Source organism: Macrococcus epidermidis (assembly GCF_024205965.1).
Classification (GTDB): Bacteria; Bacillota; Bacilli; order Staphylococcales; family Staphylococcaceae; genus Macrococcoides; species Macrococcoides epidermidis.
In genome coordinates this window covers 2,275,845-2,299,910 of sequence record NZ_CP073819.1, presented here as the reverse complement: position 1 = coordinate 2,299,910, position 24,066 = coordinate 2,275,845, and the positions used below count along the sequence as shown (strand labels likewise).

Annotated in this window: 28 protein-coding genes; 20 read left to right on the top strand and 8 right to left on the bottom strand. The window is 35.0% G+C overall.

The genetic code is table 11. The features are described from left to right. The first annotated feature begins 95 nt into the window (after positions 1-95). The 4 genes from KFV12_RS12275 to KFV12_RS12260 all read left to right on the top strand — a co-directional run bounded on the left by KFV12_RS12275 (position 96) and on the right by KFV12_RS12260 (position 4,198). On the top strand, positions 96-503 hold the full coding sequence (locus KFV12_RS12275; RefSeq protein ID WP_170122552.1) for a YwiB family protein: 408 nt from the start codon (positions 96-98) through the stop codon (positions 501-503). Beyond that, entirely contained in the window at positions 503-2,161 is a 1,659-nt protein-coding gene (argS, locus tag KFV12_RS12270) for an arginine--tRNA ligase (RefSeq protein WP_254256886.1), read from the top strand. Before KFV12_RS12275 ends, argS begins: the two co-directional genes overlap by 1 nt. 233 nt (positions 2,162-2,394) lie before the next feature. Next, the gene (locus tag KFV12_RS12265; protein ID WP_254256885.1) at positions 2,395-3,258 is read left to right on the top strand and encodes a heme/hemin ABC transporter substrate-binding protein; all 864 of its coding nucleotides are present in this window, start codon (positions 2,395-2,397) and stop codon (positions 3,256-3,258) included. Beyond that, positions 3,248-4,198: a FecCD family ABC transporter permease gene (locus tag KFV12_RS12260; RefSeq protein ID WP_170122553.1), complete on the top strand. Its 951-nt coding sequence runs from the start codon at positions 3,248-3,250 to the stop codon at positions 4,196-4,198. The genes KFV12_RS12265 and KFV12_RS12260 overlap by 11 nt, the downstream gene beginning before the upstream one ends. On the opposite strand, the gene KFV12_RS12255 is transcribed toward KFV12_RS12260, so the two are convergent. After that, a complete protein-coding gene (locus KFV12_RS12255) occupies positions 4,188-4,703 on the bottom strand; it encodes an NUDIX hydrolase (protein ID WP_254256884.1) in 516 nt (171 codons plus the stop codon). The two genes, KFV12_RS12260 and KFV12_RS12255, sit on opposite strands and share 11 nt — an antisense overlap. A 72-nt stretch (positions 4,704-4,775) precedes the next feature. On the opposite strand from KFV12_RS12255, the gene KFV12_RS12250 reads away from it, so the two are divergent. From KFV12_RS12250 to KFV12_RS12230, 5 genes are all read left to right on the top strand, one after another. After that, a complete protein-coding gene (locus tag KFV12_RS12250) occupies positions 4,776-5,450 on the top strand; it encodes an HAD family hydrolase (RefSeq protein ID WP_111717124.1) in 675 nt (224 codons plus the stop codon). Continuing rightward, the gene (locus KFV12_RS12245) at positions 5,451-6,161 is read left to right on the top strand and encodes a hypothetical protein (protein ID WP_254256883.1); all 711 of its coding nucleotides are present in this window, start codon (positions 5,451-5,453) and stop codon (positions 6,159-6,161) included. It begins immediately after the preceding gene. An 11-nt stretch (positions 6,162-6,172) separates the two neighbouring features. After that, a complete protein-coding gene (locus tag KFV12_RS12240; protein WP_254256882.1) occupies positions 6,173-6,949 on the top strand; it encodes an alpha/beta fold hydrolase in 777 nt (258 codons plus the stop codon). Positions 6,950-7,018: 69 nt separating this feature from the next. Then, a complete protein-coding gene (locus KFV12_RS12235) occupies positions 7,019-7,792 on the top strand; it encodes a hypothetical protein (protein ID WP_254256881.1) in 774 nt (257 codons plus the stop codon). A gap of 148 nt (positions 7,793-7,940) precedes the next feature. After that, complete coding sequence (locus KFV12_RS12230; protein ID WP_239243088.1) at positions 7,941-8,675, top strand: class I SAM-dependent methyltransferase; 735 nt, start codon at positions 7,941-7,943, stop codon at positions 8,673-8,675. Positions 8,676-8,747: 72 nt separating this feature from the next. Here the strand turns inward: KFV12_RS12230 and KFV12_RS12225 are convergent, their stop codons facing one another. The 4 genes from KFV12_RS12225 to nrdD all read right to left on the bottom strand — a co-directional run bounded on the left by KFV12_RS12225 (position 8,748) and on the right by nrdD (position 12,626). Beyond that, positions 8,748-9,047 (bottom strand): DUF2316 family protein, encoded by a 300-nt coding sequence (locus tag KFV12_RS12225; RefSeq protein WP_111717133.1) that lies wholly within the window; start codon positions 9,045-9,047, stop codon positions 8,748-8,750. A 70-nt stretch (positions 9,048-9,117) separates the two neighbouring features. Beyond that, positions 9,118-10,203 (bottom strand): CapA family protein, encoded by a 1,086-nt coding sequence (locus tag KFV12_RS12220; protein ID WP_254256880.1) that lies wholly within the window; start codon positions 10,201-10,203, stop codon positions 9,118-9,120. 63 nt (positions 10,204-10,266) lie between these two features. Continuing rightward, positions 10,267-10,770: an anaerobic ribonucleoside-triphosphate reductase activating protein gene (gene nrdG, locus KFV12_RS12215; protein ID WP_254256879.1), complete on the bottom strand. Its 504-nt coding sequence runs from the start codon at positions 10,768-10,770 to the stop codon at positions 10,267-10,269. Beyond that, a complete protein-coding gene (gene nrdD, locus KFV12_RS12210; protein ID WP_254256878.1) occupies positions 10,767-12,626 on the bottom strand; it encodes an anaerobic ribonucleoside-triphosphate reductase in 1,860 nt (619 codons plus the stop codon). The genes nrdG and nrdD overlap by 4 nt, the downstream gene beginning before the upstream one ends. Before the next feature lie 360 nt (positions 12,627-12,986). Between nrdD and KFV12_RS12205 the strand changes: the two genes are divergently transcribed. Further along, the gene (locus tag KFV12_RS12205) at positions 12,987-13,202 is read left to right on the top strand and encodes a hypothetical protein (protein WP_188018003.1); all 216 of its coding nucleotides are present in this window, start codon (positions 12,987-12,989) and stop codon (positions 13,200-13,202) included. A gap of 150 nt (positions 13,203-13,352) precedes the next feature. On the opposite strand, the gene KFV12_RS12200 is transcribed toward KFV12_RS12205, so the two are convergent. Both KFV12_RS12200 and KFV12_RS12195 read right to left on the bottom strand, forming a co-directional pair. Further along, a complete protein-coding gene (locus KFV12_RS12200; protein ID WP_254256877.1) occupies positions 13,353-13,712 on the bottom strand; it encodes a hypothetical protein in 360 nt (119 codons plus the stop codon). Positions 13,713-13,782: 70 nt separating this feature from the next. Continuing rightward, complete coding sequence (locus tag KFV12_RS12195) at positions 13,783-14,664, bottom strand: 3-hydroxyacyl-CoA dehydrogenase (RefSeq protein WP_239243083.1); 882 nt, start codon at positions 14,662-14,664, stop codon at positions 13,783-13,785. A gap of 266 nt (positions 14,665-14,930) precedes the next feature. Here KFV12_RS12195 and KFV12_RS12190 point away from each other — a divergent pair, with 266 nt between their 5' ends. The 8 genes from KFV12_RS12190 (at position 14,931) to KFV12_RS12155 (ending at position 21,702) form a co-directional block, all read left to right on the top strand. Then, positions 14,931-16,091, top strand: a complete 1,161-nt coding sequence (locus KFV12_RS12190) for a Rho termination factor N-terminal domain-containing protein (RefSeq protein WP_254256876.1) — start codon at positions 14,931-14,933, stop codon at positions 16,089-16,091. 78 nt (positions 16,092-16,169) lie between these two features. Beyond that, positions 16,170-16,421, top strand: coding sequence for a hypothetical protein (locus KFV12_RS12185; protein ID WP_099577123.1), 252 nt, complete (start codon positions 16,170-16,172; stop codon positions 16,419-16,421). Between the two features lie 100 nt (positions 16,422-16,521). Beyond that, positions 16,522-17,463, top strand: a complete 942-nt coding sequence (locus KFV12_RS12180; RefSeq protein WP_436970149.1) for a nucleoside hydrolase — start codon at positions 16,522-16,524, stop codon at positions 17,461-17,463. A gap of 392 nt (positions 17,464-17,855) precedes the next feature. Then, a complete protein-coding gene (locus tag KFV12_RS12175) occupies positions 17,856-18,353 on the top strand; it encodes a DinB family protein (protein WP_254256875.1) in 498 nt (165 codons plus the stop codon). Positions 18,354-18,362: 9 nt separating this feature from the next. Then, a complete protein-coding gene (locus KFV12_RS12170; RefSeq protein ID WP_133424329.1) occupies positions 18,363-19,037 on the top strand; it encodes a response regulator transcription factor in 675 nt (224 codons plus the stop codon). Further along, complete coding sequence (locus KFV12_RS12165) at positions 19,024-20,217, top strand: sensor histidine kinase (RefSeq protein ID WP_254256874.1); 1,194 nt, start codon at positions 19,024-19,026, stop codon at positions 20,215-20,217. The genes KFV12_RS12170 and KFV12_RS12165 overlap by 14 nt, the downstream gene beginning before the upstream one ends. Positions 20,218-20,304: 87 nt before the next feature. Next, complete coding sequence (locus KFV12_RS12160; RefSeq protein WP_111717152.1) at positions 20,305-20,730, top strand: DUF2231 domain-containing protein; 426 nt, start codon at positions 20,305-20,307, stop codon at positions 20,728-20,730. Between the two features lie 15 nt (positions 20,731-20,745). Continuing rightward, a complete protein-coding gene (locus KFV12_RS12155; RefSeq protein ID WP_239243079.1) occupies positions 20,746-21,702 on the top strand; it encodes a cation diffusion facilitator family transporter in 957 nt (318 codons plus the stop codon). A 41-nt stretch (positions 21,703-21,743) separates the two neighbouring features. On the opposite strand, the gene KFV12_RS12150 is transcribed toward KFV12_RS12155, so the two are convergent. Beyond that, positions 21,744-22,022: a hypothetical protein gene (locus tag KFV12_RS12150; protein ID WP_099577131.1), complete on the bottom strand. Its 279-nt coding sequence runs from the start codon at positions 22,020-22,022 to the stop codon at positions 21,744-21,746. Positions 22,023-22,157: 135 nt separating this feature from the next. Here KFV12_RS12150 and KFV12_RS12145 point away from each other — a divergent pair, with 135 nt between their 5' ends. Together KFV12_RS12145 and KFV12_RS12140 are read left to right on the top strand one after the other, a co-directional pair. After that, on the top strand, positions 22,158-22,841 hold the full coding sequence (locus KFV12_RS12145; RefSeq protein ID WP_254256873.1) for a CBS domain-containing protein: 684 nt from the start codon (positions 22,158-22,160) through the stop codon (positions 22,839-22,841). 136 nt (positions 22,842-22,977) lie between these two features. Next, positions 22,978-23,943, top strand: coding sequence for a TcaA NTF2-like domain-containing protein (locus KFV12_RS12140; protein ID WP_254256872.1), 966 nt, complete (start codon positions 22,978-22,980; stop codon positions 23,941-23,943). The last annotated feature ends 123 nt before the right edge of the window (positions 23,944-24,066 follow it).

Sequence of the window (24,066 nt, the reverse complement as noted above, 5' to 3'; positions counted from 1 at the left end):
AAAAATAGCTAGGACACTAAAGAAAGCAGGTATTTTTATACCTGCTTTCTTTAATTTTATGCAAATTTTGTTATAATCATTAGTGGGTGATCAACTTGGATATAGAGATTCATATAAAGCAACAAATCACAAATAGTGAAGGCACGGAGACCTTCGAATTTAATACTACAGGCACACGCATAAAAAAGGCACATACATATATTATGTATAAGGAAACAATCGATGATATCCTGACCGATGTACGTGTTAAGATTGAGGATGAACGGGTGCGCATTAATCGAAAAGGTCAACTAACGTTAGATTTTCTGTTTGTCCCATACGAGACAACACAAAATATGTATCACCTGGCTAATCAAAAAACTGTTATGGAAGTTACAACCAATCAAATGCTCATTGAGTCTGATGAACATTCCGGTAGAGTTTACATTCAATATACCATTGTAAATAACCAAACTGTCTTAGGCAGTTATACATACGATATAGAATATAAGGAGCGAGTATAATGAACATCGTACAACAGCAAAAAGAAACATTAATCGAAGAAATTAAACAGGCGATATTAAAAGCAGAGCTTGTAACAGAAGTACCGGAAATTAAAATTGAAATCCCGAAAGATACTAAAAATGGTGACTATGCAACAAATATCGCCATGGTGTTAACGAAACTCGCTCAAAGAAATCCACGTGAAATTGCACAGGCAATCGTAGATCATTTAGATGTTAAGAAAGCGGATGTCACTAAAATTGATATCGCAGGTCCTGGATTTATCAACTTCTATATGGATAACGCATACCTCACTGGTATTATTACTGAAGCATTAACTAAAAAAGATAACTTCGGTAAAGCGGAGCAACCTAAAAATGAAAAAATCTTAGTTGAGTATGTTTCAGCGAATCCAACTGGCAGCTTGCACATTGGACATGCAAGAAATGCGGCAGTGGGTGACACTTTATGTAACGTATTATCTGCAGCAGGATATGACGTATTACGCGAATACTATATCAATGATGCAGGTAAACAGATTGAAAACTTAGCATATTCTATTGAAGCGCGCTATTTTCAGGCGTTAGGTCAGGAAATGGAACTGCCTGAAGATGGTTATCATGGTAAAGATATTATTGAAATCGGTAAAAAGTTAGCTGCAGAGCATCCGGAATACAAAGATGCTGACAAGGATGAGCGTATTAAAGCTTTCCGTAAGCTAGGATTAGATTATGAAATGGATAAACTTAAAAAAGATTTAACTGAATTTAATGTTCATTTTGATAATTGGTTCAGTGAAACTTCACTTTATGAAAATAAAGAAATCGATAAAGCATTAGATAAGATGCGCGAAAATGGTTATTTATTTGAAGAAGACGGTGCAACTTGGTTGCGTACAACTGAGTTTGGCGATGATAAAGACCGCGTATTGATTAAAAAAGATGGCAGCTATACGTACTTCCTTCCGGATATTGCGTATCACTACGATAAGATTGAACGTGGCTATGATACGTTAATTAACTTATTCGGTGCAGACCATCATGGTTATATTAACCGTTTAAAAGCATCGCTTGAAACTTTCGGTACAGATTCTAAACGTTTAGAAATACAAGTGATGCAGATGGTACGTTTATTGCAGGATGGCCAGGAAGTTAAGATGAGTAAACGTACAGGTAACGCCATTACGTTACGAGACATCATGGATGAAGTAGGTATTGACGCAGCACGTTATTTCTTAACGATGAGAAGCCCTGACTCACACTTTGATTTCGATATGGAACTTGCAAAGAGCGAATCAAGTGACAACCCTGTTTACTACGCGCAATATGCACATGCGAGAATTTGTTCGATCTTACGTCAGGCAGCTGAAAATGGTATCACACCTTCTGCTGACGCAGACTTTAGTTTAATAACAAATGACAAAGCATTTGAATTGTTGAAACGTATCGCTGATTTTGAAACGGTAATCAATCAGGCAGCAGAAGCACGTGCACCACACCGTATTACAAATTATATTCAGGATTTAGCAGCACATTTCCATAAATTCTATAATGCTGAGAAAGTATTAACTGACGACTTAGAAAAATCTAAAGCACATGTTGCGTTAATTGAAGCAGCAAGAATTACATTACACAATGCTTTAACATTGATTGGCGTTTCAAGCCCTGAAAAGATGTAGTAACTAGAGGCTGGAACTGAAGTGTTTTGCCACAAGCAAAAACCGAAGAAAACGAATAAATCGCTCTTTGATTTATAGTTTTCTTCGGTTTTTGTAGTACGGGCAACCTCTGTTCCGCCGTTTAAGCTGTTAAACAGAAGAGGACTAAGACTTATGACTAACGCTTTTTGTATTTTGTAAGAAAGATATTGCATATGGTATAATTATACAAAAATTGAATGAATGGAGGATTTATGAAGAAAACGTTATTTATACTCTTGATGACAGTACTTTTCATTGTTTCAGGCTGTAATACGACAGACAAGTTGCAGCAGTCTGATGCTAATGAACGTATTATTTCGTTAATACCAAGCAATACAGAAATTCTTTATGATTTAGGCGTCTATAAAGAGATTATCGGTGTTTCGACAGTAGATGATTATCCTAAACAGGTTAAAGATAAGGAAAAGTTTGATGGAATGAAACTTGATTATGAAGCGATATTAAAAGCGAAACCAACGATTGTGTTTGCGCATCAATCTATGGAAAAAGCGCAAGAGAAAACGTTACAAAAGTTGAAATCAAAAGGTATTAAAGTCGTCGTCGTTCAGGATGCTCATTCATTTGATTCGCTATATAAAAGCATAGAACAAATTGCTATTGTCACACATAAAGAAGCTGAAGGCAAAGCGTTGATAAAAGATATTAAACGTCAAATTCAAGAAACTGCGATTAAATACAAAAAGAATGTCCAGGGTAAAAAAGTATTTCTGGAAATTTCATCACACCCCGACATTTATACGGGTGGCAATCATACATTAATGAATGATTTATTGAAACAACTCGGTGCAGTCAATATATTTAGTGGCATAGAAGGGTACCAGGCGGTGAGTTCGGAAGCAATCGTTAAGAAAAATCCGGATATCATTATTTCTACGAGTGGTCTGTCAAATGCAGCATTAATCAAAGAAGTAAAATCAAGAAACGGATTTAAGCATGTTGAAGCGGTAAAACAAAATCAAATCTATGCCGTTGATCCGGATACTGTATCACGTCCGGGACCAAGAATCGCACAAGGTATGGAAACTATTGCCAAAGCTATCGCACATGAAAAATAATATTATCGTATTGTCGCTTATCATTATTGTGACATGTTTATCGTTATTTTATGACAACTTTGGATGGCTGGACGTAACGGATCCAATGGGTAGGACAATTTTACTTGAAATTAGACTGCCAAGAATTATAACGGGTATGCTCGTCGGAATCATTCTTTCCATTACAGGATATGTGTTTCAGACCGTATTAAATAATTATCTTGCAGATAGTTTTTCGTTAGGACTTGCCAGTGGTGCAAGTTTTGGGAGTGCACTTTCCATCGTATTAGGATTTAGCATTACGATGACAGCGATATTTAGTATTTTATTCAGTATGATAACGTTACTGATAGTGATCCTTGCCAGCTTAAATCATAAATTTAATTCACAGACAACATGGATGATACTGATCGGCATGTTTATTAACTTCTTCTTTTCCAGCCTCGTTTATGTGTTAATGCTGATGTTTCCGGAGAAATCATCCAACATCATGAATTATTTGTTTGGCTCGATAAACTCGGTAAGTTTTAAAGATGTTATCGTTTTATTACCGTTAACTATTGTGGGTATGATGATTATTTATTTTTTACAGCAGCAAATTGAAATACTTGGATTAGGACAAGACCGAGCAATTGCACTTGGTTTACGAACGCATACAATCATCTATATGCTGCTCATTACAACGAGTATTATGTGTGCTGTGCTCATTAGTATGACAGGTATTATTGGATTTGTCGGTATGATTATTCCGCCGTTTGTAAAACTGAATTTTAAAGGAAACCATCTTGCAAAATTGAACCTGACATTACTTTTAGCAGTATTACTCGTCTTAACGGGAGATTTTCTGGGCAGAGCAATGCTTTATCCGGTACAGATTCCTGTATCAATCATGATGTGTTTAATGGGTATGCCGCTATTACTATGGATTATTTTGAAACAAAACAGAAATACTATAAACTAAAGTATTGCATTAAACTCGCTAAAGTAAGCGCATTGGTGATTTCGCCATGCGCTATTTTTGTTTTTAAGTCTTTAATTGGAACGAGGACGACTTCGATATCTTCAAATATTTCTCGGGAAATAGTCCCGCTTTGCTTGCTGTCGGTCACTAAAATGGTTGTTAATTGATTTGTAAATAAAGCTGGATTCGGATGCATAACGCCAATCACTTGTGCCTCGCCGATATATCCTGTTTCCTCACTGAGTTCTCTTTGACCAGCATTTAATGGGGATTCATCGGGTTCAACGATACCGCCGGGTAATTCAAGTATATAATCTTCTATGCCGATACGAAACTGCTTGATCATGACGATACAATCATTATGTATTGCGATAATATTGACCCAATGCGGGGCCTCAATCTGATAAAATTCAGCACTTTGTGCCTGATAAGAAAATTCTGTCGTATTGACTTGAAATACACGATAATCCGTTTTGTCGATGATACGTCTTTTTTTCCAGTTCATAAGTCACCTCGTCATTTTAATCGATTTCATTTTAACAGATAGGCTATACTATTGTTAACTGGAGGGATTTAGATGGAAAGAGCAATCATATTTGATTTGGATGGTACATTACTTGATCGAGAACGTTCGTTACGATTATTTTTAGAAGATCAGTTTGAAAGATATAGAGAATATTTTACGCATGTACAAAAAAATGACTATATCAATTATTTTATAGCATACGATGAACACGGTTATGTGAAAAAAGATCGTGTATATAAAGCATTGCTTAATCAACTTGATATTCATTACATCGAAAAGAAGGATTTACTGCTGGACTATGATTTAAATTATCCGAAGTTTGCGACAGGTTATCCTGATTTAAAAGATATTATTTCAAGAATTCAAAATAGAGGATTAAAAATAGGTATTATTACAAATGGTAAGGTGTCACATCAAAGTTATATTATCGATGTTTTGGGTATAGAGAAATATGTTTTAGAAACGTTAATTTCAGAGGCGGTAGGTTACAGAAAACCTGAACCGGAAATATTTATGATGATGTGTGATAAGCTCGGCGTTAAACCGGAGGAATGTATTTTTGTTGGTGACCATCCGGTCAATGATATCGAAGCAGCCCACCGTTTAGGAATGAAGACAGTATTTAAAGATAATCATTATTTTAAAGCCCCTGGTGAAACAATGATGGACTATCGAATTGAAGACTTATCAGAGTTATTTAATATTATAGGTGAGGAGACGATATAGATGAATGTCGTATGGAAAGATGAAACAGCTACAGGTGGTATATTTGAGACGATCAATGTTGAAGGAAATTCATTAGTTACTTCAAGTGTTGAGGCCAATGAATTATTCATTGAGAAAGATAGTGTATTAAAAATTGAAGGTAAATTAAATGTACCTTATTTGAAAGTTTATGGTGAATTAGTCATTGAAGGAACACTTGAAACGAATGAACTTGTAATTGGTGAAGATGGCTATATTGCTGTACAGGATGAAGCAATTATCGACACAATCAATAATAAGGGAACGGTGGACTTAAAGCGTGGAATAAAAGTGAATGATATTCAAAATAAAGGTGCATTTATTGGTATGGGACCAGTAAAAGCCACTACATTTCAGTCTAATGGATCAGTGCGTCTGGATGAAGAGCTGAATGCAGAAAACATAACGATCACTGTCGCTGAAGTAAGTAACATTCGCTATATTATATGCGACGAACTTACGGTGAAAGCAGAACGAGAAAAGCTCATCTTTAAAGATGAATCATCAATCCTTACAGTACGTGAAATCGATGCAGTAAATGCAAGTGTAGAAAATGTAGTTTGTGATTTACTGCGTGCAGATGATGTAACGATTAAAGCACATTGCTCGATTAAAGTCGTAGAGTACGTTAATGATTATAAATACGACGAAGCTTCAGATGTATTAGAATTTGCAAAAATTACAAGAGACTAGAGGGATAGAATATGGAACTAGCGCTAACAAATAATGATATAGCTGTTCATTACGAACTCATTGGAAAAGGGTATCCACTAGTGATGCTCCATGGCCAATTTATGAACACAACAATGTTTGATGATTTCGATACGGCTTTTATGAAAAATTTTCAAATTATTAAAATAGATTTGCGTGGTCATGGATTTAGTGATAAACCGTTAGAAATTCATATGGACGATTATGTAGAAGATGTATTAACCGTTCTGGATCTTTTGTATATTAAAGAAGCACACTTTTTAGGATTTGGACTCGGTGGTTCTGTAGCAGCAACCATCGCTTCTAAATATCCGAGATATGTAAACAAGCTGATATTGATTAGCACGGGAATAAGAAGTTACTACGAAGCTGAGCGTGAATTTCATAATCAATATGCAAGTATATTAAGAACGATGTCACGTAAAGAACGTAACGCTATGCTGGAAGACTATATGTTTAAAGATGTTAAAACAGTAAAAAAATATTGTAAGAAGATGAAAGATACACAAAGTGGTATGACTGAAAAAGAAGAGGATGCAGTCATCACTTCTACTGTTGATTATAATCCACAAAGGCTTGATGTGATTGAAGTAAAGACGCTCGTGATGAGCGGTAGATATGATGAATTAGTACCGGTTGAAGAAGCTGAAGCGCTCGCTGCACTATTACCTGCCAGCAAATTGTCGATTTATGAAAATAGTGGCCATGGGTTGTTATATGAACAATACGATGATTTTGTAAAAGAGGTTAAATTGTTCTTTCAAAACTAGTTACAATCTGATAGCGTTATGTTAAAATATGTGAGTACTGATAAACTTAAGGATATTTTTGGAGGATGCATGAAAAGAATCATAGCATTGTGCACAATAACCCTAATACTCACAGGCTGTCATGAAGAAGAAGCTGCACGAACATCTACAGAGAAAGCATCATCTACGAATCAACAAACAACACCTACTGTTGAGATGGAATTTATACAAAGTAATCCTAAGGAAATAAAACCACAGCATAAACAAATTGCAGACGAAAACATTCAGCAACTCAAAAAAGAAATATCAATAGAAGTTGCTTCGAAAATTCCGAAAGTAAAACCTATTACATCGAAATATGAATATGTTGATACCGTTAGAGAATATTCGAAAGAGATGGATCGTGTCATTAATACGATGACTGTATATGATAATAAAAAAGATGTTGAACAGCAACTTATAAAAGTTAAAAATATCGTTGTCAAATACGAAGCGAAAGTTCAAACGGCAAAAGAATTGCCCCAAATTAAAAAAGTAGATGCAGAAGTTAAGAAAGCAAATGATAAATATATTCAGTCATTTGGTAAAATAGCTTCAGCGATTACGACAAAAGATATTGCACTAAAAGAAGATGGATATACTGATTTCTCAAAAGGAAATACATACTTTAACAGAGCGTACTATGGTGTACAATCTATTGAGGATAACGTCCAGATGGAAGCAATGGTTGAACCAGATACTACAAACCAATCACCAACGAGTGAGTCGTCATCTCTAGAGATTGTCGTTTATACAGCAAACGGTAGTGAAGCGTTACCGATGAGTGACTCAGCAGAGGACAAGAAAAGTGCGTTACCGAAGTGAAGAAATTTGTTTACCAACTGATGAACAAACATTGAAAATCATTATGATTTTATTGTTTGTTCTTTTTTTTAAATACTATTCAAAAAACTTTATAAACGATTATAATTTTGATAAAGTAAATGCTAATAAGATACTTAAAGGAGTGCCTATGGACAATAATATGTATGATAATCGGTCATTGTTCGATAAATATAGCGAAATGGAACGCTCAAAGAAAGGTTTAGAAGCAGCTGGCGAATGGGAGAGCTTTAAAGAAATGCTTCCCGAGTTAAATGGTGCTGCTGTGCTGGACTTAGGTTGTGGCTACGGCTGGCATTGCCAGTATGCTGTAGAACTAGGCGCAGAGAAAGTTGTCGGAATCGACATTTCTGAAAAGATGTTAGAGCGTGCGCAGGCACAGCCGGATGCAGATAAGATTACTTTTATTAATCAGTCGATGGATGAATTAGACTTTGAACCACATGAATTTGAAGTAGTAATGAGCTCATTAGCGATACATTATTTACCGTCATTTAAAGATGTTGTTGAGCAGGTTAAGGAAGTATTAACGATTAACGGTACATTTATCTTTAGTGTAGAACATCCTGTATTTACAGCTGAAGGTAGTCAGGACTGGATCTATGATGAGGCAGGCAATAAATTGTTCTGGCCGGTTGACAATTATTATAAAGAGGGCGAACGTGAGACACAATTTCTTGGGGAAGAAGTAAGGAAATATCATCGAACACTTTCACATTACTTAAGTGTGCTGATTGATAATGATTTCGTGATTAAGGGCATCTCTGAACCTGAGCCAAGTGAAAAGCTACTAGATGAAGTGCCTGAGATGAAAGATGAATTAAGAAGGCCGATGATGCTTATTATTTCTGCACGTAGAAAATAATGCACATTGTGTTATAAATATAAGTATAAATAAAAGAGGAGAGATAAGCATATGCTTGTCTCTCCTTAGTATTTATTGTAAAAACCAATAATCGGTTTTCATACCTTTTAAATAACTATATTCTTTTGGCGTAATCCCGTGTGTACGAAGTTCATCGTTGATAAAATCTCTAACATCCCAAACGAGATGAATAAATTCATTCGTTGGAAGTATTGTAGACATTTGCGAATTATCCATATTTAAAATTGCTGTAATATCCTGAGATGTTAAATTAAAATGTTCTGCGATTGTGGCAATAGATAACGTCGCATCGTTTAGATGAGCGTATAATTCTGTACTTGTAACTTTACGTTCTTCAACTGATAGTGACATATTCATCCTTCTTTCTATGTGTAGAAGGTTATTATAATACTTTTTACGTAAAATACAAGGAATTTTTACTTTAATGTGATAAATTCTCCACAACTTTCACTTTTGAAGGATACGTTGTCATTAAATCATTAATAAAATTAAACTGCGTTTGTTTCGTACCATCATCAAGTGATGACTGCATTAAAGGTACAGTTTTGTAGCCGCCAGCGTTATAATCACCTTCATTGTATGTGGGTAAGAATTCACCTGAGGCTACTTCAATGCCATCTTTTGTTTTCTTAATATCTAAAGATAAAATCCCACCCAGACGTGTCTGCATTTGACCTTGACCGCTAAAGAAATTACCTTGGCTATAGATGATAAAGCTATCTTTATCCTGTTTCATCGGCTCTAAAGCATGAGGATGTCCACCAAGGACGATATCTGCACCGTAATCCGTTAGCGCCTGTGCTACATCTCGTTGCTCTTGATTCTCGTGATACTGATACTCTGTACCCATATGTAATGAGACAACAACGCCATCAACTTGTGGTTTTAATGTTTCGATATCTTTTTTCATTTTTTTTAGATCGATAAAATTCACATCATAATCAGCAGATGGTTCATGCCCATTTGTCCCATAAGTGTATGCTAAAAATCCAAGTTTTACACCGTTTTCTTCGATGATACGTGGTGTGTCATGATCTTCTTGACTGCGATAAGCACCGACATATGGTAAGTGCATTTTATCTAAGTAATCTAAAGAGATATGTAACCCTTTTTGTTCCTGATCGAGTGCGTGGTTATTCGCATTTGAGACAATATCGAATCCAGCATTTTTAATGGCCTGTGCGACTTCAGGTGGCAAATTAAATGTAGGATAATCACCTAGACCTAATTCATTTGCAGCGATGGGTGTCTCAAGGTTAGCGATCGCAATATCAGCGTTCTCAATCATCGGTTTAACCGCTTCAAATCCTGGATTAAAGTCATAACCATTTGCCGTCTGTGCATGACGTGCCACATGCCCATGAACGAGTACGTCACCGACTGATTTTAAGTTCACGACGCCGTCTTGTGCTTCGGGTATTTGATGATCAAGTACAGCTGTAGGTAGAACGAATTGTGATGCAGTTAATACAGAAAGTGCAAGTGCTTTAATTTGATATTTATCCATTAGTTAAACTCCCATTAAATAATATTAATTACATTATATCTTAAATAAATAAAAAAACATTATTTATTTTTCATGTAATATATTACCTTTGTTTAAATAATGGATACGTTGATTAAGTGACCCGCGAAACTTTAAATTTGGCTGAAATAGACTATGGACATAGGGACCATCAACAAGTACATCGATATTATTTAAAACTTCAGCTAGCACTGGTGTATTTTTAATATACTCAATCATATATCCTGACCACATCCATATATCTTTTCTATTCCCGAATTTCTTTCTGAATGCTGAAATAAGTGGTTGAATAACAGCTAAATTATCTAACGGTTCCCCACCAAGTAGAGAAAGTCCGCTGATATAATCTTTATCGAGCAAGGTTAATATCTCTTCGATTTTCTGTTCTGTGATGCGTTCTCCATGATTAAATGACCAGATACTTGCATTGAAACACTCGGGACAATGAAAGTGACAGCCGGATACATAGACAGACACACGCATGCCCGTTCCGTCTGTAACGACACAATTCATTATCCTGGCAACATATCCCATACCTTCATACGTCATAATAAATCATCTCTTGTCGACATATGTTTGACACGCGTGGCAATTTCAATTTGACGTCCTTTTACCATTGGACGTTTTAAAGGCTGTCCGAGATAACCGCAAGTACGTTTGACCACATCTGTCGTTTCAGGATTATTGTTTCCACACTCAGGGCAGACATATCCTGTAGCCGTCGGTTGAAATTCACCGGAATAACCACATTCAAAACATTGATCAATCGGAGTATTCGTACCGAGATAACCGATACGTGAATAAGCATAGTCCCATACTGCTTCTAACGCTTCAGGGTTATGGACAAGCGAAGGGTATTCGCAATAATGAATAAATCCGCCTGTGGAATAACGCGCGAAGTCTTTTTCAAAATCAATTTTTTCGAAAGGGGTAATATTTTTGCGGATATCATAATGAAATGAATTCGTATAATACCCTTTATCGGTTACGTTTACCACAGGACCAAAGCGTTCAAAATCGAGTGCACAGAAGCGGTCCGTTAGAGATTCACTTGGTGTACCATATACACTGAACTGAATATCGTATTGATTGGTTAAGTTATCAGCGTATGATTTTATCGTCTTTAATATATTTAATATAAAGTCATAAGCATCTTTATTCTGTTCCCAGTCTTTCTCAAATAAATGCGCGCCAACTTCATATAATCCGATATAACCGATACTGATAGTGCTACGACGATTATCAAACAAAGCTGATATGTCTTCGTCGGCATGTAGTCTTTTACCGAATGCACCATATTGATAAAGTATGGGGGCATTTTGTGGGCGCGCATCTTTTAATCGATTAATTCTAAACAGACAAGCATCACGTACAATATCCAATCTTTGATGCAACATGGTCATAAATGTATCCGGATTATTACTTAATAATGCAATCCGAGGTAAGTTAAGCGTTACGACACCTAGATTGAAACGGCCATTGTTGATAAACTGTCCATCTTCCTGATAAGCATTCAGGAAGCTTCGACAACCCATCGGTGCTTTGAAATCGCCAATCATCTCTGTTATCGCCTGATAATTTAATACATCAGGATACATGCGTTTTGTAGCGCATTCGATAGCCAATTGTTTTATCGCATAATTTGGATCAGTCTGCTTTAAATTCACTCCGTCTTTTAAACTGAAGACAAGCTTTGGAAATATTGCAGTCGTTTGATCGGTCCCAAGTCCTGCAATCCGCGTATTTAATATTGCACGTTGAATCATAACACTGTACTTATCCGTTCCTAATCCAAAGCCGAAAGTTACAAACGGTGTTTGCCCGTTACTTGTATAAAGTGTATTAATTTCATATTCAAGCGACTGGATGGCATCACCGATATCTTTTTCGGTCATTTGCTGGGTATATTGTTGCTGTTTATCTTGCAGGACATACTTTTGTGCAGTTTGACGATGTTTTTCTGCATTTAAAGCAGCATAAGGACTTAGCACTTCATCGATACGATCTACTGAGCATCCACCATACTGACTGCTGGCGACATTAGCGATAATTTGTGCGATCTGAGCTGCAGCAGTTTGAATCGATTTTGGTGATTCAACTTTCGCGTTACCAATCTTAAAACCATGAGCCAGCATATTAGGAATATCAATTAAACAGCAGTTCGTCATCGGCATATAAGGATGATAATCTAAATCGTGGAAATGAATATCACCGTTTAAGTGAGCGTGTTTAACATGTTTCGGTAGCATATCAAGGCCGAGTGATTTCGCAACAGTACCAGCAGTTAAATCACGCAGTGTATTAAAGACATTCGCATCCTTGTTTGCATTCTCATGAACGACTTCTGGATGTCTATTTATTAAACGTTCTAAGCTGTCCTTCAAATCAGTTGTTTCTGTTAACATTTTATCACCTACTATATATTGTGTTTTCAACTAAATATTAATACTATATATAGTGTTTGTGTTGAAAAAAGGAGTGAATTTGAAAAGATGTCATAATTACAACGAAGCTATCTGGTTTTAAGAACATGAGGTGTGAGAAAAGTTACAAAAAAAGCCGAACACAATGTTCGGCTGCAGATTGAAGACAAACTCACAATTCTAAAAGTGAGTTTGTCTTCAATCTGAGTAATTTGTTTCAAATTACTATCAGTATCTTCTTTGAAAATATTTACAAATATAAATATAAAAGCTAATATTAAAGAAAAATATAATAATAATTTTATTTTCATACAGATTCCTTTCAAAATAGGAGGTGGAAAAATGCATATTTTAAAAAATTATACTTTAGAAATAACAACAATACTATTAGTTATAATAATTACAGCCCTATTTTTAGTTTTAGCTCAATTATATTTCAATTGGAAAGAAATTGAAATATTAACAAGTCAAGCTCATGAAAAAAATCTAGATTATAGTTTAGAAATAAGTAATAAATATACTGGTGCATATAAATTTAAAATTATTGAAAATAACTAAAATTTTATTCCAATTTCCTTTTGACATGGAGCCTCTGACCCCTCAAACTCCCCAAAGATGTCCCACAGGGCAAAAAACGCCCTTGTGGGCACACTTCGTTGAGTGTACTTGAGGGGTCTTCTCCATATCAAAAGTTTTCACGGCATAAAACTACCTCATTCTCTGTTGTGCTTGTCTCTGTTTGTTTGAAGCCCTCATATCATCTAAACTTCTTTCAAATACATTTGATACATTATTTTCTCTAGCACTCGCTCTTAACTGGTCTAAGAACTTCACAGGGCTATTACTTTTTACTCTTCCTTCAAACGCTACTTCACGCTCATTAATAAATACTTTATAACCATATTCAGCGCCGTACATTCTTTCGCCATTACCTCTTGAATGATTTTTAGATACTGCTCCTAAAATCGCTAATTTTTGTTCTTCCTCACGATAAATCAAAGGCTCTCTAAAATCGCCATTCGGCTTTATCCCGTGTTTCTTTTTAAATCTTTCTAACTGTTCTTGCAAAATCGGATCAAATGCTTTTTTTCTTTGTTCTTCAATCTGAAGCCGAACGCAATGTTCGGCTGTGAAACATTTATCCTTTTAGAAAGTCTGATGCTTTATAGCTAGGGTTTGGATATTTATAGAACCCCTCTCCTGTTGCAACACCTAGTTTACCGGCATCGATATATGCTTTTAACATATCAGTGACGCCTTGTAAATGAGGGTTTTTCAGTGAAGCTTGTAATGAGATGTTGTAAGCAGTAGTGAGACCAATAACATCTAACATAGCAAATGGGCCGACTGGAGCACCTGTTGCAATCATCCATGTTCTATCAATTGTTTCAACGTCACCGACACCATTTGCAAGTAACATTTCAGCTGATTGTAATAATGGCACAAGTAAAGAATTTAATATATAGCCAGGTTGTTCTTTCTTAACTAGAATCGGTACCATGTTAATCTGTTTCGCAAAATCCATCACAATTTGATTGTATTTTGGATCTGTTGTATCGTGGCTCATTACTTCTGCGATATTATTTTGCCAGATAGAATTAGCGAAGTGTAACGCTAAAAAGCGATCTGGACGGTCTGTAAAATCACGAAAAGCGCTTGGCATCATCGTTGAAGAATTTGTTAAGAAGATGGTTTTCTCTGGTGCGATACCCTGGATGCTTTCATACAACTTTTGTTTAGCTTCTAAGTTTTCTGCGATAGACTCAATCATTACGTCGCTATCAGCCAATACTTCAGACATATCCATAGAAATTTTAATGGCATCATGTGCAGCTTGCGCTTTTTCGGGATTATTAAAATAAGCACCGTAAATCGGTACAAGCTTTGCTAACTTCTCCTGAATACGTTTAACTGAGTCTTCAGTTCTTGCATACATGACAACATTGCAATCAAAGAATGCACTTTGAAATGCCACTTGGCTACCCAATACTCCGCCACCGATGATACTTACATTTTTCATATGAACAGCTCCTTAGATTTTATTGAGCAGGAATGCCCGATTTTTACTATTATTCTCATCTTTATTATACAACCATTTCAAAATATTGGATGGAATGAATTGTGACAATATCATAAATATGTTGTTTAAACATTTAAAATGTATGTATATGTTAAATTAGAAAGTTTAATTTTTACTTAATCATTGGTAAAATAGAATAAATATAAATAAAAATAAATGCTTTTAAACAGGATAGCAACAACTTATAGAACCGTGGGGGACTTACTATGACAAACGAGTTAAATATCGACATCAAGGCACAAGAAGAAAAAAAGAAATTAGTAGCTGAAAAATTTAATAACAATACACTTGATATGTATCTATCAGCGCTATCTAAAGAAGCGTTAAAAAATATATGTCGTAACCTGGGGATTAAAGGTTACTCTTCTAAAAATAAAGAAGATTTAATCAGCTTAATTACCGAAGCTTATTTTGCAGATGATCAAATGCTGGATAAGATGCTAAAAACATATGATAGTGATTTTAAAGTCGTGTTAGATGATATTACTGCACAAGAGAAGAACTACATGGTATATCATCATGATATACCGGATGAAGTTTTCTTATTTTATGCAGATGATACTGAGTTATTGTTCATTCCGAAAGATGTAAAAGCGCATTTTATTAAATATAAACAAGCACATCCAGTATTTAAAGAAGAAATTGATAAGATTCATTTTTATCGCAGCGCATTGAATTTATATGGCTTTGTAACGTTGAAGCATTTAGCAGTGTTAAAAGAAAGATATTTCAATGTACAAATGACTGAAGATGAAATCCGTGAAGAGGTTATTGATGTGATTCCTGAGTACGAAGCGCTGATTAAAGGTGGCAGTGTTAAACATAAAGAGCTTAGCAATATTGATATCGATTTAAAAGCATTAACCGAACAAAAAGATTATTATATTCCTGAATATGAAGATTATAAATTATATACAGAACACTTCTATGTTGAGCCGACGCAAGAAATTAAGCAATTAGTTGAATATATCGAAGCAGGAATCACTGAAGATTTCCAGGGAACAGACACAGGGAAATTAATTGTTAATACAATCCTGTTTGGACTACGTGCCAACGAAACACCTGCACAAATTCTATTACATATTGATAACGTAGAGCAGAATGGTTTCGTTAAGTTTGATGATCGTGAAAAGCTCACTGAACTTATTGCAGCTGCATTAAATACAGCAAGATTATGGACGCTAAACGGACATACGCGCAATGAAGTACAAAGTAAAGTCCATATTGAACAAGGACAATCTCAGGTTCAACGACAGGCACCAGCACAAACAGTGAAAAAGAAGAAACCAGTACAAGTAAAAAGAAAAACGAAGAAACGCGGTAAAAACAGAAACGTAGCACACGTAGCAAGATTGAATAAACAATAATTGGGATAAGCGTATAACTAGAGCAACATAGCGTTTGATGTTATAGTGTATCGTAACAAACATTTAGAGGTGAACAACTTGAATAGAACTGGAGAAACAACAGTTTGGGGTCGCATGTATAATATATTAAATATTGCCGTTGTAGCATTAATCATCATCCGTTTAATTACAGATATGAACTTTAATATGTTAATCGTATGTTCATTTGCAGCTTTACTCGTACTTGGACTACTGGATAGTTTAGACCGCAACGCATGGCGTGAGAATATGTTCCGTCATATCTTTGATTTTATATTGCTTGTATTATTTGCAGCACTTTATTTCGGATAATTTATAAATTGTCATCAATAAGACTTCAATGCTATTGAAATAAGTTCCTTATTCATCTTATAATGAGGAATATTATTAAATAGATTGGAGTCTTTTTATTATGAAGCAAACAAATGTGTATTTTAATCACGATGGTGGCGTGGATGATTTAATTTCACTATTTTTATTGTTACAGATGGATTCTGTAAAGTTAACAGGTGTGAGTGTTATAGACGCGGATTGCTATATTGAGCCGGCAACTTATGCATCACGAAAGATTATTGACCGCTTTGGCGATGGTAAATTAGAAACGGCAAAGTCAATCATTCGCGGTAAAAATCCTTTTCCGAAAGACTGGCGTATGCATGCATTCTTTATGGATGCACTACCAATTCTGAATGAAAAAGGTTCAATTGACGCACCACTATCTGATGTTCCAGCACACGAACACTTAATCAATGCGGTGATAAAAGAAAAAGAAAAGACGACTTTATTATTTACTGGTCCATTATCAGATTTAGCTGAAGCATTAAAGACAGAACCGAAGATTACTGAAAAAATCGAAAAACTTGTTTGGATGGGTGGTACGTATTTACCAGACGGTAACGTACATGAACCTGAACATGACGGAACTGCTGAATGGAATGCTTACTGGGATCCTGAAGCGGTAGGTGTCGTGTTTGATGCTGATATCAAGATTGATATGGTAGCACTAGAAAGTACAAATCAAGTACCACTCACACCTGCAATTCGTCAAATGTGGGCGAACGAACGTAAATATCCAGGTGTTGATTTCTTAGGTGTGAGCTATGCAGTTGTACCGCCATTAGTTCATTTTATAACGAATTCAACATACTTCTTATGGGATGTGTTAACAACAGCATCTGTCGGTAAACCTGAACTTGTAAAATCCAAAGAAATATTATCAGGTGTTTATACTGAAGGGCCAAGTCAAGGTAGAACGTATGAAATGGAAAATGGAAGACCAGTAAATGTCGTATATGACGTTGATCATGACGGTTTCTTTAACTACATTACAGATCTTGCGAAGAAAGTGAAATAGAAAGAGGTTGCGAAATTGGAGGATTACCAATTTCAGCAACAAAATCCGGCCCGAAATTGGAGGATCACCAATTTCAGTAACAAAATCCGGCCCGAAATTGGGGGATCACCAATTTCAGCAACAAAATCCCACCCGAAATTGGGGGATCACCAATTTCAGCAACAAAATCCCGCCCGAAATTGGGGGATCACCAATTTCAGCAACAAAATCCTGCCCGAAATTGGGGGATCACCAATTTCGTCCATCCATCACCAATAAACAAGTCCGATATCGACAAGATATCGGACTTGTTTTGTATATACTTAATTACTAATAATCGTTATCAGTACAATAATGTAGCACAATACATTTTTACTTGATACACTAAATAAAAAATGCATAGGAGAACGATAATGTTTAATATATTCAAGAAAAAACAGGAAAAAACAAACGATATGTTAACTGTTTTAGGTGTTGATGATCGCGTACGTGGTACTGCAGGTGAGGAATATGTGCATCACGAACAGCAAATCACCGAACTGGTCAAGCCGATTACAGAAGATGAAGCGAAGACGACAATTGACGGACTACCAAACAATATTTACTGGATGGTTGGACATGTCATTGTAGAAAATGAATATCGTTTAATACCGAACGATGTTAATACTGAAATTGCCGGATTAGCAAAATACTTTAAATCCGGAACGAGTCCTGATGACTTTGATGAAGATATTCCTTCTTTCGATACGTTAAAACTATTGCTCACTATACAGACAAAACGCTTGCTTGGTGGTATTTGCGATCGTGGTGAACTAAGTATTAAGAATGACGATATCGAATTTGCTGCCAATCATATGACGCTACATTTAGGACAGCTTAAAACGATGTATCAGCTTGTTTCAAATCAATAGGAGGGTATCATGCAAATATTATTAGTCGAAGATGATTTACGATTAGGTAAAATGATGCGTTTATTATTGATGAAACAAAATAATGTTGTTACCTGGCTTACTTCAGGTGAAGATGCAATAGATTATGCAGCAACAAATCGTTATGACATCATTCTTTTAGACTGGATGTTACCAGATGTTCAAGGTATAGATATTTTGAAACAATTACGAGAACAACATATTACTACACCAATAATCATGATGACTGCTAAAGGAGAACTGGAAGATAAGATTTCAGGCTTTGAAACGGGTGCAGATGACTATATTGTAAAGCCATTTGAATTTGAAGAACTCAATATGAGAATCAATGCATTACATCGAAGAAGTGTTGGCCAAGTGACGAGCATCCTTGAAGTTGGTCCTATTTCGGTGGATACCATTAAACAAAGAGTGCGCATTCGTAACAACGATATTAATCTGACGCACAAAGAATATACGTTACTTGTCTTACTCATGGAGTACGAAGGTATCGTACCTAAAGATATGATACTTGATAAAGTATGGTCAATCGATGAAATTGTAAGTGACAATAATGTAGAAACACTGATCAAACGTTTACGTCAGAAATTAGGTACGGATATTCAGCCGTATAAAATAAAAGCGGTCAGAAATATGGGGTATACATTAACACATGATCCATCCTAAACAACGTAGTCTTTATATCCTTTTTGCATCGTGCATTTTTATATTACTTGTCACTTTCTCGATTATTACTTACGTAAGTACAGCATCTAGTATTCAATATCAACTTGAATTAAAATCTGACCACATTCTATCGACAGAGTTTAAAGAACACTTCAAAAAAGAAAAAGATGGCTATCATCTTTACTTAGCGAATGATAATGATAGCAAGAGTAACCAGCTTTATTTCATCACGAAAAATCATAAAATCATTAAACAGCCTGAATATGACGGAACATTAATTCAAAATATTAATCAAAGATTAAAAAGTGAATCAGAATATCAGCATCGTTATATGAATTTGATGAATGAACATTTCTTCATTTCAAGTAAAAAGGTTAAACTGTACAATAAAGAAGTTGTATATATCTATACAATATTTGAAACGACTGAAAGTTATCATGGTTTATCACAAATGAAAAATGTATTAATTGGTTTAACAATTATCTATATCTTCTTAATACTACTCATGACTTATTTCTTCTCAAAGAAAGCGATGGCACCGTTAGAATATGCTGTTGAACGACAGAAGCAATTTGTGCAGGACGCTTCCCATGAATTAAAGACCCCGCTTGCTGTTGTTAAAGCAGGTACCGAAGTGATAGAACAGTTTGACGGTGATGCCTTATCAGATGTGGGTAAAGAAATGGTTAGTGATATTAAACAGGAAATAAATCGAATGAATTTACTAGTCACAGATTTGCTTGCTTTAACACGGCTCGATCAATCTATACAAATTGAAGATATTGATTTGAGTACATTGCTGATAGAATCAATTGGGTACTTCAACAGAACAACGGACTTAACAATCGAAAGTAGTATTGAATCCCATACGATAATTAAAGGTAACCATCAACGGCTACAACAGGCAATCTCAATATTATTTGAGAATGCGATAAAGTATGGCAATCATCCTACCGTTACGATCACACTACGTGATAAACACTTAATATTTAGTGACAATGGACCGGGTGTAAAGCGAAGTGATTTACCTCATCTGTTCGAACGTTTCTATAGAGGAGACACAACAAAGACAGGTTCAGGTGTTGGGTTAGCATTATTTAAAGAAATCATGGATCAACATCAGGCGAATGTTTCAGTTAAAAATGATAACGGTTTAAAATTTATCATTACTTTTAAATAAATTAATAATGTCAGTTTAATGTCAGTTTCACTTGTTATCTTATGGCTATAGAAAAACAAACTATAAGAAAACAGGAGGATTCACATTATGCCATTACATCCATTAGTCGTACACTTTCCAATTGCTTTATTACTTGTCGGAACCTTATTTGAAATCGTTTCATTAAAATATAGAAAACAGTTAAACTTAGCCGGTACAATATTGCTTGTGTTAGGTTTTGTCAGCGGAGTTGTTGCTTTCTTAACAGGAGATAGCGGTGAACGCTTTGCAGAAATGCACTTTGGTGAAGTTGAAAACTTAATTCATCAGCACGAAGACATGGCTAGAAATGCTATGATTATGTTCGGTCTAGCTGTTGCTTTAAAAGCATTCACACACTTCAACGCAAAATATCAAAAACAAATCTATATCGCGGTTATCATCATTGCAATTATCGGTAGTGCATTACTTGCTTATGCAGGTCACTTAGGTGGTCAAATTGTATATGAGAACGCTAAAATATTAAATCAATAAAAGAGGAAGATACTTATGAGAAAACAATTAGAAAGTCCAACATACTTTCATCACGTTGAACATTTAAAACATCAGCAAGGTTCAAAACGCACACTATGGGCGTCACTTTACATTACATTATTCTTCACAATCGTTGAAATTGTCGGAGGGATATTATCTAACTCACTTGCATTACTGTCTGACTCGATGCATATGATGAGTGATGTATTAGCACTAGGATTATCGATGCTTGCCATTTACTTCGCTTCAAAAGCACCGACAGCTAAATATACATTTGGATATTTACGTTTAGAAATATTAGCAGCATTACTTAACGGTTTAGCGCTTATCGTCATTGCATTAGGTATCACATACGAAGGGATTATGCGTATTTTACATCCGCAAACAGTTGATGTAAAATTAATGCTTATCATTTCTACAATCGGACTTATCGTCAATATTATCTTAACAATCATTTTAACCCGTTCATTAAAAGGTGAAGACAATATCAATGTGCAAAGTGCGCTTTGGCATTTTATTGGAGACTTATTAAATTCAGTAGGCGTTATTGTTGCAGTGATCATCATCTACTTTACGCATTGGACTTTAATTGACCCAATTTTAAGTATTATCATTTCAATCATCATCTTCCGCGGAGGATATAAGATTTGTAAAAATACCTGGGGGATTTTAATGGAGCGTGTGCCAGACGGATTAGATACTGATGAAATCATCCAGACGATGAAAAATCATCCGGCAGTTGTTGATGTACATGAATTCCATCTATGGTCGATTACAACTGATCATCCATCAATTACAGCGCACGTTGTTGTTGAACCTTCAACAGATGATAAGAACTACCAGGTCATCAATGAACTCTCAATGATTTTAGCTGATAAATACAATTTAAAACACTCAACCCTTCAAATCGAACATCTGGAGAAAAATAATCCGGACAATGCATATTTTGAAGAGGTTAAACATCACGAATAAAACCGTGTGCAGCAATTGCTGTACACGGTTTTATTAGTTAATTATAATAGCTGATCTTTTGGAATAGGTGATACATCTGATAATCTATATACATTATGGCTTATATATTGTAACTCATCTAAATAAAGGGTAATGTAGCGTAGAAGACGTAATAATGTCAATTCATCATTATTTGTTTCCATAATACGATCATAATTGAGTTTTCTACAACGGAGACGCATAAATGAAGGGGCCTCATGATACATGTCATTCTGGTAAATAGAACATGTCCATCTATGATTAAAGCGGTCGAAGATTTCGTAGTTGTTTAGCGCATTCAATATGTATCCCCCTTTCATATTAAATTAAATATACCATGTAAATTCTTTGAATAATACAATAATTAATTATATAAAAAAATAATAATTAAGTTCTAATTGATATTAAATTGTATGATTTAAATCAGGAGGTTTATTATGACTACAGCAGAGAAATTTCTGAATGCTTTTAATACGATTGAAAGATATTTAACGCAGTATAATTTAAATAAAGGCTATGCATCATTTTCACGATTAGTCGATTACGCCGTCTTAAAAGATAAGGTTGTAGCACAGTATAAAGATGATCTGAAACAGTTTGCTGAATTACGTAATGCGATTGTTCACAATACAAGACTTGGTGACAATCGCGTTATCGCAGAACCACATGAAGACGTCGTAAAGGAAATTGAACTTATTGCAGAAATGCTGCTACATCCGACGCGTGCCATTGAAAAAGCAACGAAAAAGGTTGTAACGTTCCATATTAATGATTTGCTTACAACAGTGCTATCTCAAATTAATACTTCTAAGTTCACTCAGTTTCCGATATATAATGGCAAGACTTATGTAGGTTTACTTACTGAATCAGGTATTACCCGATATTTTGCCGCAAATCATCAGAAAGATATCAGTACAATTAAATTGTCTGCAGTAATGACATATGAACAGAAAGAACGTGCTGCATTTGTTGGAGAAGGTGCAACCGAAATGGAAGTTGTAAGTATGTTTAAGTCTTACAATGAACAGAATGAAAAGTTAGAAGCGGTCTTGATTACAGACACGGGTAATAAAGATGGAAAACTTATTGGATTAATTACTTTATACGATTTATTAAAATAATTTAAATTAGATTTATCATGAAATGAAAATAATAGTTAATTTTATTTCATATAGATAATATTGTAAAATAAATATTTCAAATTCATTCGACATAACATATAATGAAGAAGATAACATAATAGATTGGGTGAGGGATTTGAAATATATACTAGGCGTACTAGCGTGTGTATTTTTATTGTTTACAACAGGTTGCAGTAACCAGGAAGAAAAAATCATCAGTGCAAAAAGTGCAAGAAAATCTCAATATCTATACCAATGGTCTGGATCGAAAAAAGATGATATTATGCTGGTCAATTCAGCAGTGAAACACTTTTTTGATCGCTATGCAGATGCATATAATAAAAGTAATTACAATCTCCTCAAATCCACTGTAAAAGAAGGCTCAATCGCTGAAAAAGAATTGAAGAAAGAAATTAGCAGTGGGAATTATACAAATATGGAAGTATATAGTACTACAATTGATAAGATTACAACGCAAAAAGATGAATATGTTGCACTTGTGGGTAAAGAAATATCTAATTACGCAACGAACGGCAGAACATACTCTGAAACTGTTTTTCACTTTGCCTATGATCCTTCATTAAAGCAAATGATGATCACACAAATTTCAGACGTGAATAATAGCGAACTTAAGGTTAACGATAAATCACAAGCTCAAAAAAATACAAAGGGCAACGGTGTTGTTATCGATGTTTTATCTACAAATTTTAAAAATGAATTTTTCCTAGATAATAATCGATTTGCTGGCGGTATTTCTGAACAAATGAGTTTCCAGGTGATTAAGGATAAGTTTGGAGACTTCTCAGATCATACAACGATTAACCAAAAGAAATATTACATCTTCGGCAATGCCGGTATCAATTTTAATAAACAATTAGACGATAAGAGTACAGGTGCCGAAACGGCACAGGATATGATCATTGTACCTCCATACATGTTGTATCAGGATGTTCTTGCATTCTACGGGCAACCTAATAAAGAATTTTTAGAAAATACTAATGACCCGCGCGTTATCTATGAGAATGAATCAGGTAATGTGAAAGTTGCATTTCATTTATCAACAAATAAAAAAGAAGTAGAATATGTTGAAAAACTAAAATAAGTGGTGCCCCTACAAATATTTGTAGGGGTTTTATGTAAATATTTATGTAAATAAATTGATAATCTTGAAAGAAATTTTAGTGATGATAGTTTGCTTTTTTAGAGTACTCATACACTTCTATGG

Bases quoted from the DNA above. Each gene is read 5' to 3' on its own strand.
- argS (WP_254256886.1), top strand. From the start codon at position 503: ATGAACATCGTACAACAGCAAAAAGAAACATTAATCGAAGAAATTAAA.
- KFV12_RS12265 (WP_254256885.1), top strand. From the start codon at position 2,395: ATGAAGAAAACGTTATTTATACTCTTGATGACAGTACTTTTCATTGTT.
- KFV12_RS12260 (WP_170122553.1), top strand. From the start codon at position 3,248: ATGAAAAATAATATTATCGTATTGTCGCTTATCATTATTGTGACATGT.
- KFV12_RS12255 (WP_254256884.1), bottom strand. From the start codon at position 4,703: ATGAACTGGAAAAAAAGACGTATCATCGACAAAACGGATTATCGTGTA.
- KFV12_RS12250 (WP_111717124.1), top strand. From the start codon at position 4,776: ATGGAAAGAGCAATCATATTTGATTTGGATGGTACATTACTTGATCGA.
- KFV12_RS12245 (WP_254256883.1), top strand. From the start codon at position 5,451: ATGAATGTCGTATGGAAAGATGAAACAGCTACAGGTGGTATATTTGAG.
- KFV12_RS12240 (WP_254256882.1), top strand. From the start codon at position 6,173: ATGGAACTAGCGCTAACAAATAATGATATAGCTGTTCATTACGAACTC.
- KFV12_RS12235 (WP_254256881.1), top strand. From the start codon at position 7,019: ATGAAAAGAATCATAGCATTGTGCACAATAACCCTAATACTCACAGGC.
- KFV12_RS12230 (WP_239243088.1), top strand. From the start codon at position 7,941: ATGGACAATAATATGTATGATAATCGGTCATTGTTCGATAAATATAGC.
- KFV12_RS12225 (WP_111717133.1), bottom strand. From the start codon at position 9,047: ATGTCACTATCAGTTGAAGAACGTAAAGTTACAAGTACAGAATTATAC.
- KFV12_RS12220 (WP_254256880.1), bottom strand. From the start codon at position 10,203: ATGGATAAATATCAAATTAAAGCACTTGCACTTTCTGTATTAACTGCA.
- nrdG (WP_254256879.1), bottom strand. From the start codon at position 10,770: ATGACGTATGAAGGTATGGGATATGTTGCCAGGATAATGAATTGTGTC.
- nrdD (WP_254256878.1), bottom strand. From the start codon at position 12,626: ATGTTAACAGAAACAACTGATTTGAAGGACAGCTTAGAACGTTTAATA.
- KFV12_RS12205 (WP_188018003.1), top strand. From the start codon at position 12,987: ATGCATATTTTAAAAAATTATACTTTAGAAATAACAACAATACTATTA.
- KFV12_RS12195 (WP_239243083.1), bottom strand. From the start codon at position 14,664: ATGAAAAATGTAAGTATCATCGGTGGCGGAGTATTGGGTAGCCAAGTG.
- KFV12_RS12190 (WP_254256876.1), top strand. From the start codon at position 14,931: ATGACAAACGAGTTAAATATCGACATCAAGGCACAAGAAGAAAAAAAG.
- KFV12_RS12180 (WP_436970149.1), top strand. From the start codon at position 16,522: ATGAAGCAAACAAATGTGTATTTTAATCACGATGGTGGCGTGGATGAT.
- KFV12_RS12175 (WP_254256875.1), top strand. From the start codon at position 17,856: ATGTTTAATATATTCAAGAAAAAACAGGAAAAAACAAACGATATGTTA.
- KFV12_RS12170 (WP_133424329.1), top strand. From the start codon at position 18,363: ATGCAAATATTATTAGTCGAAGATGATTTACGATTAGGTAAAATGATG.
- KFV12_RS12165 (WP_254256874.1), top strand. From the start codon at position 19,024: ATGATCCATCCTAAACAACGTAGTCTTTATATCCTTTTTGCATCGTGC.
- KFV12_RS12160 (WP_111717152.1), top strand. From the start codon at position 20,305: ATGCCATTACATCCATTAGTCGTACACTTTCCAATTGCTTTATTACTT.
- KFV12_RS12155 (WP_239243079.1), top strand. From the start codon at position 20,746: ATGAGAAAACAATTAGAAAGTCCAACATACTTTCATCACGTTGAACAT.
- KFV12_RS12145 (WP_254256873.1), top strand. From the start codon at position 22,158: ATGACTACAGCAGAGAAATTTCTGAATGCTTTTAATACGATTGAAAGA.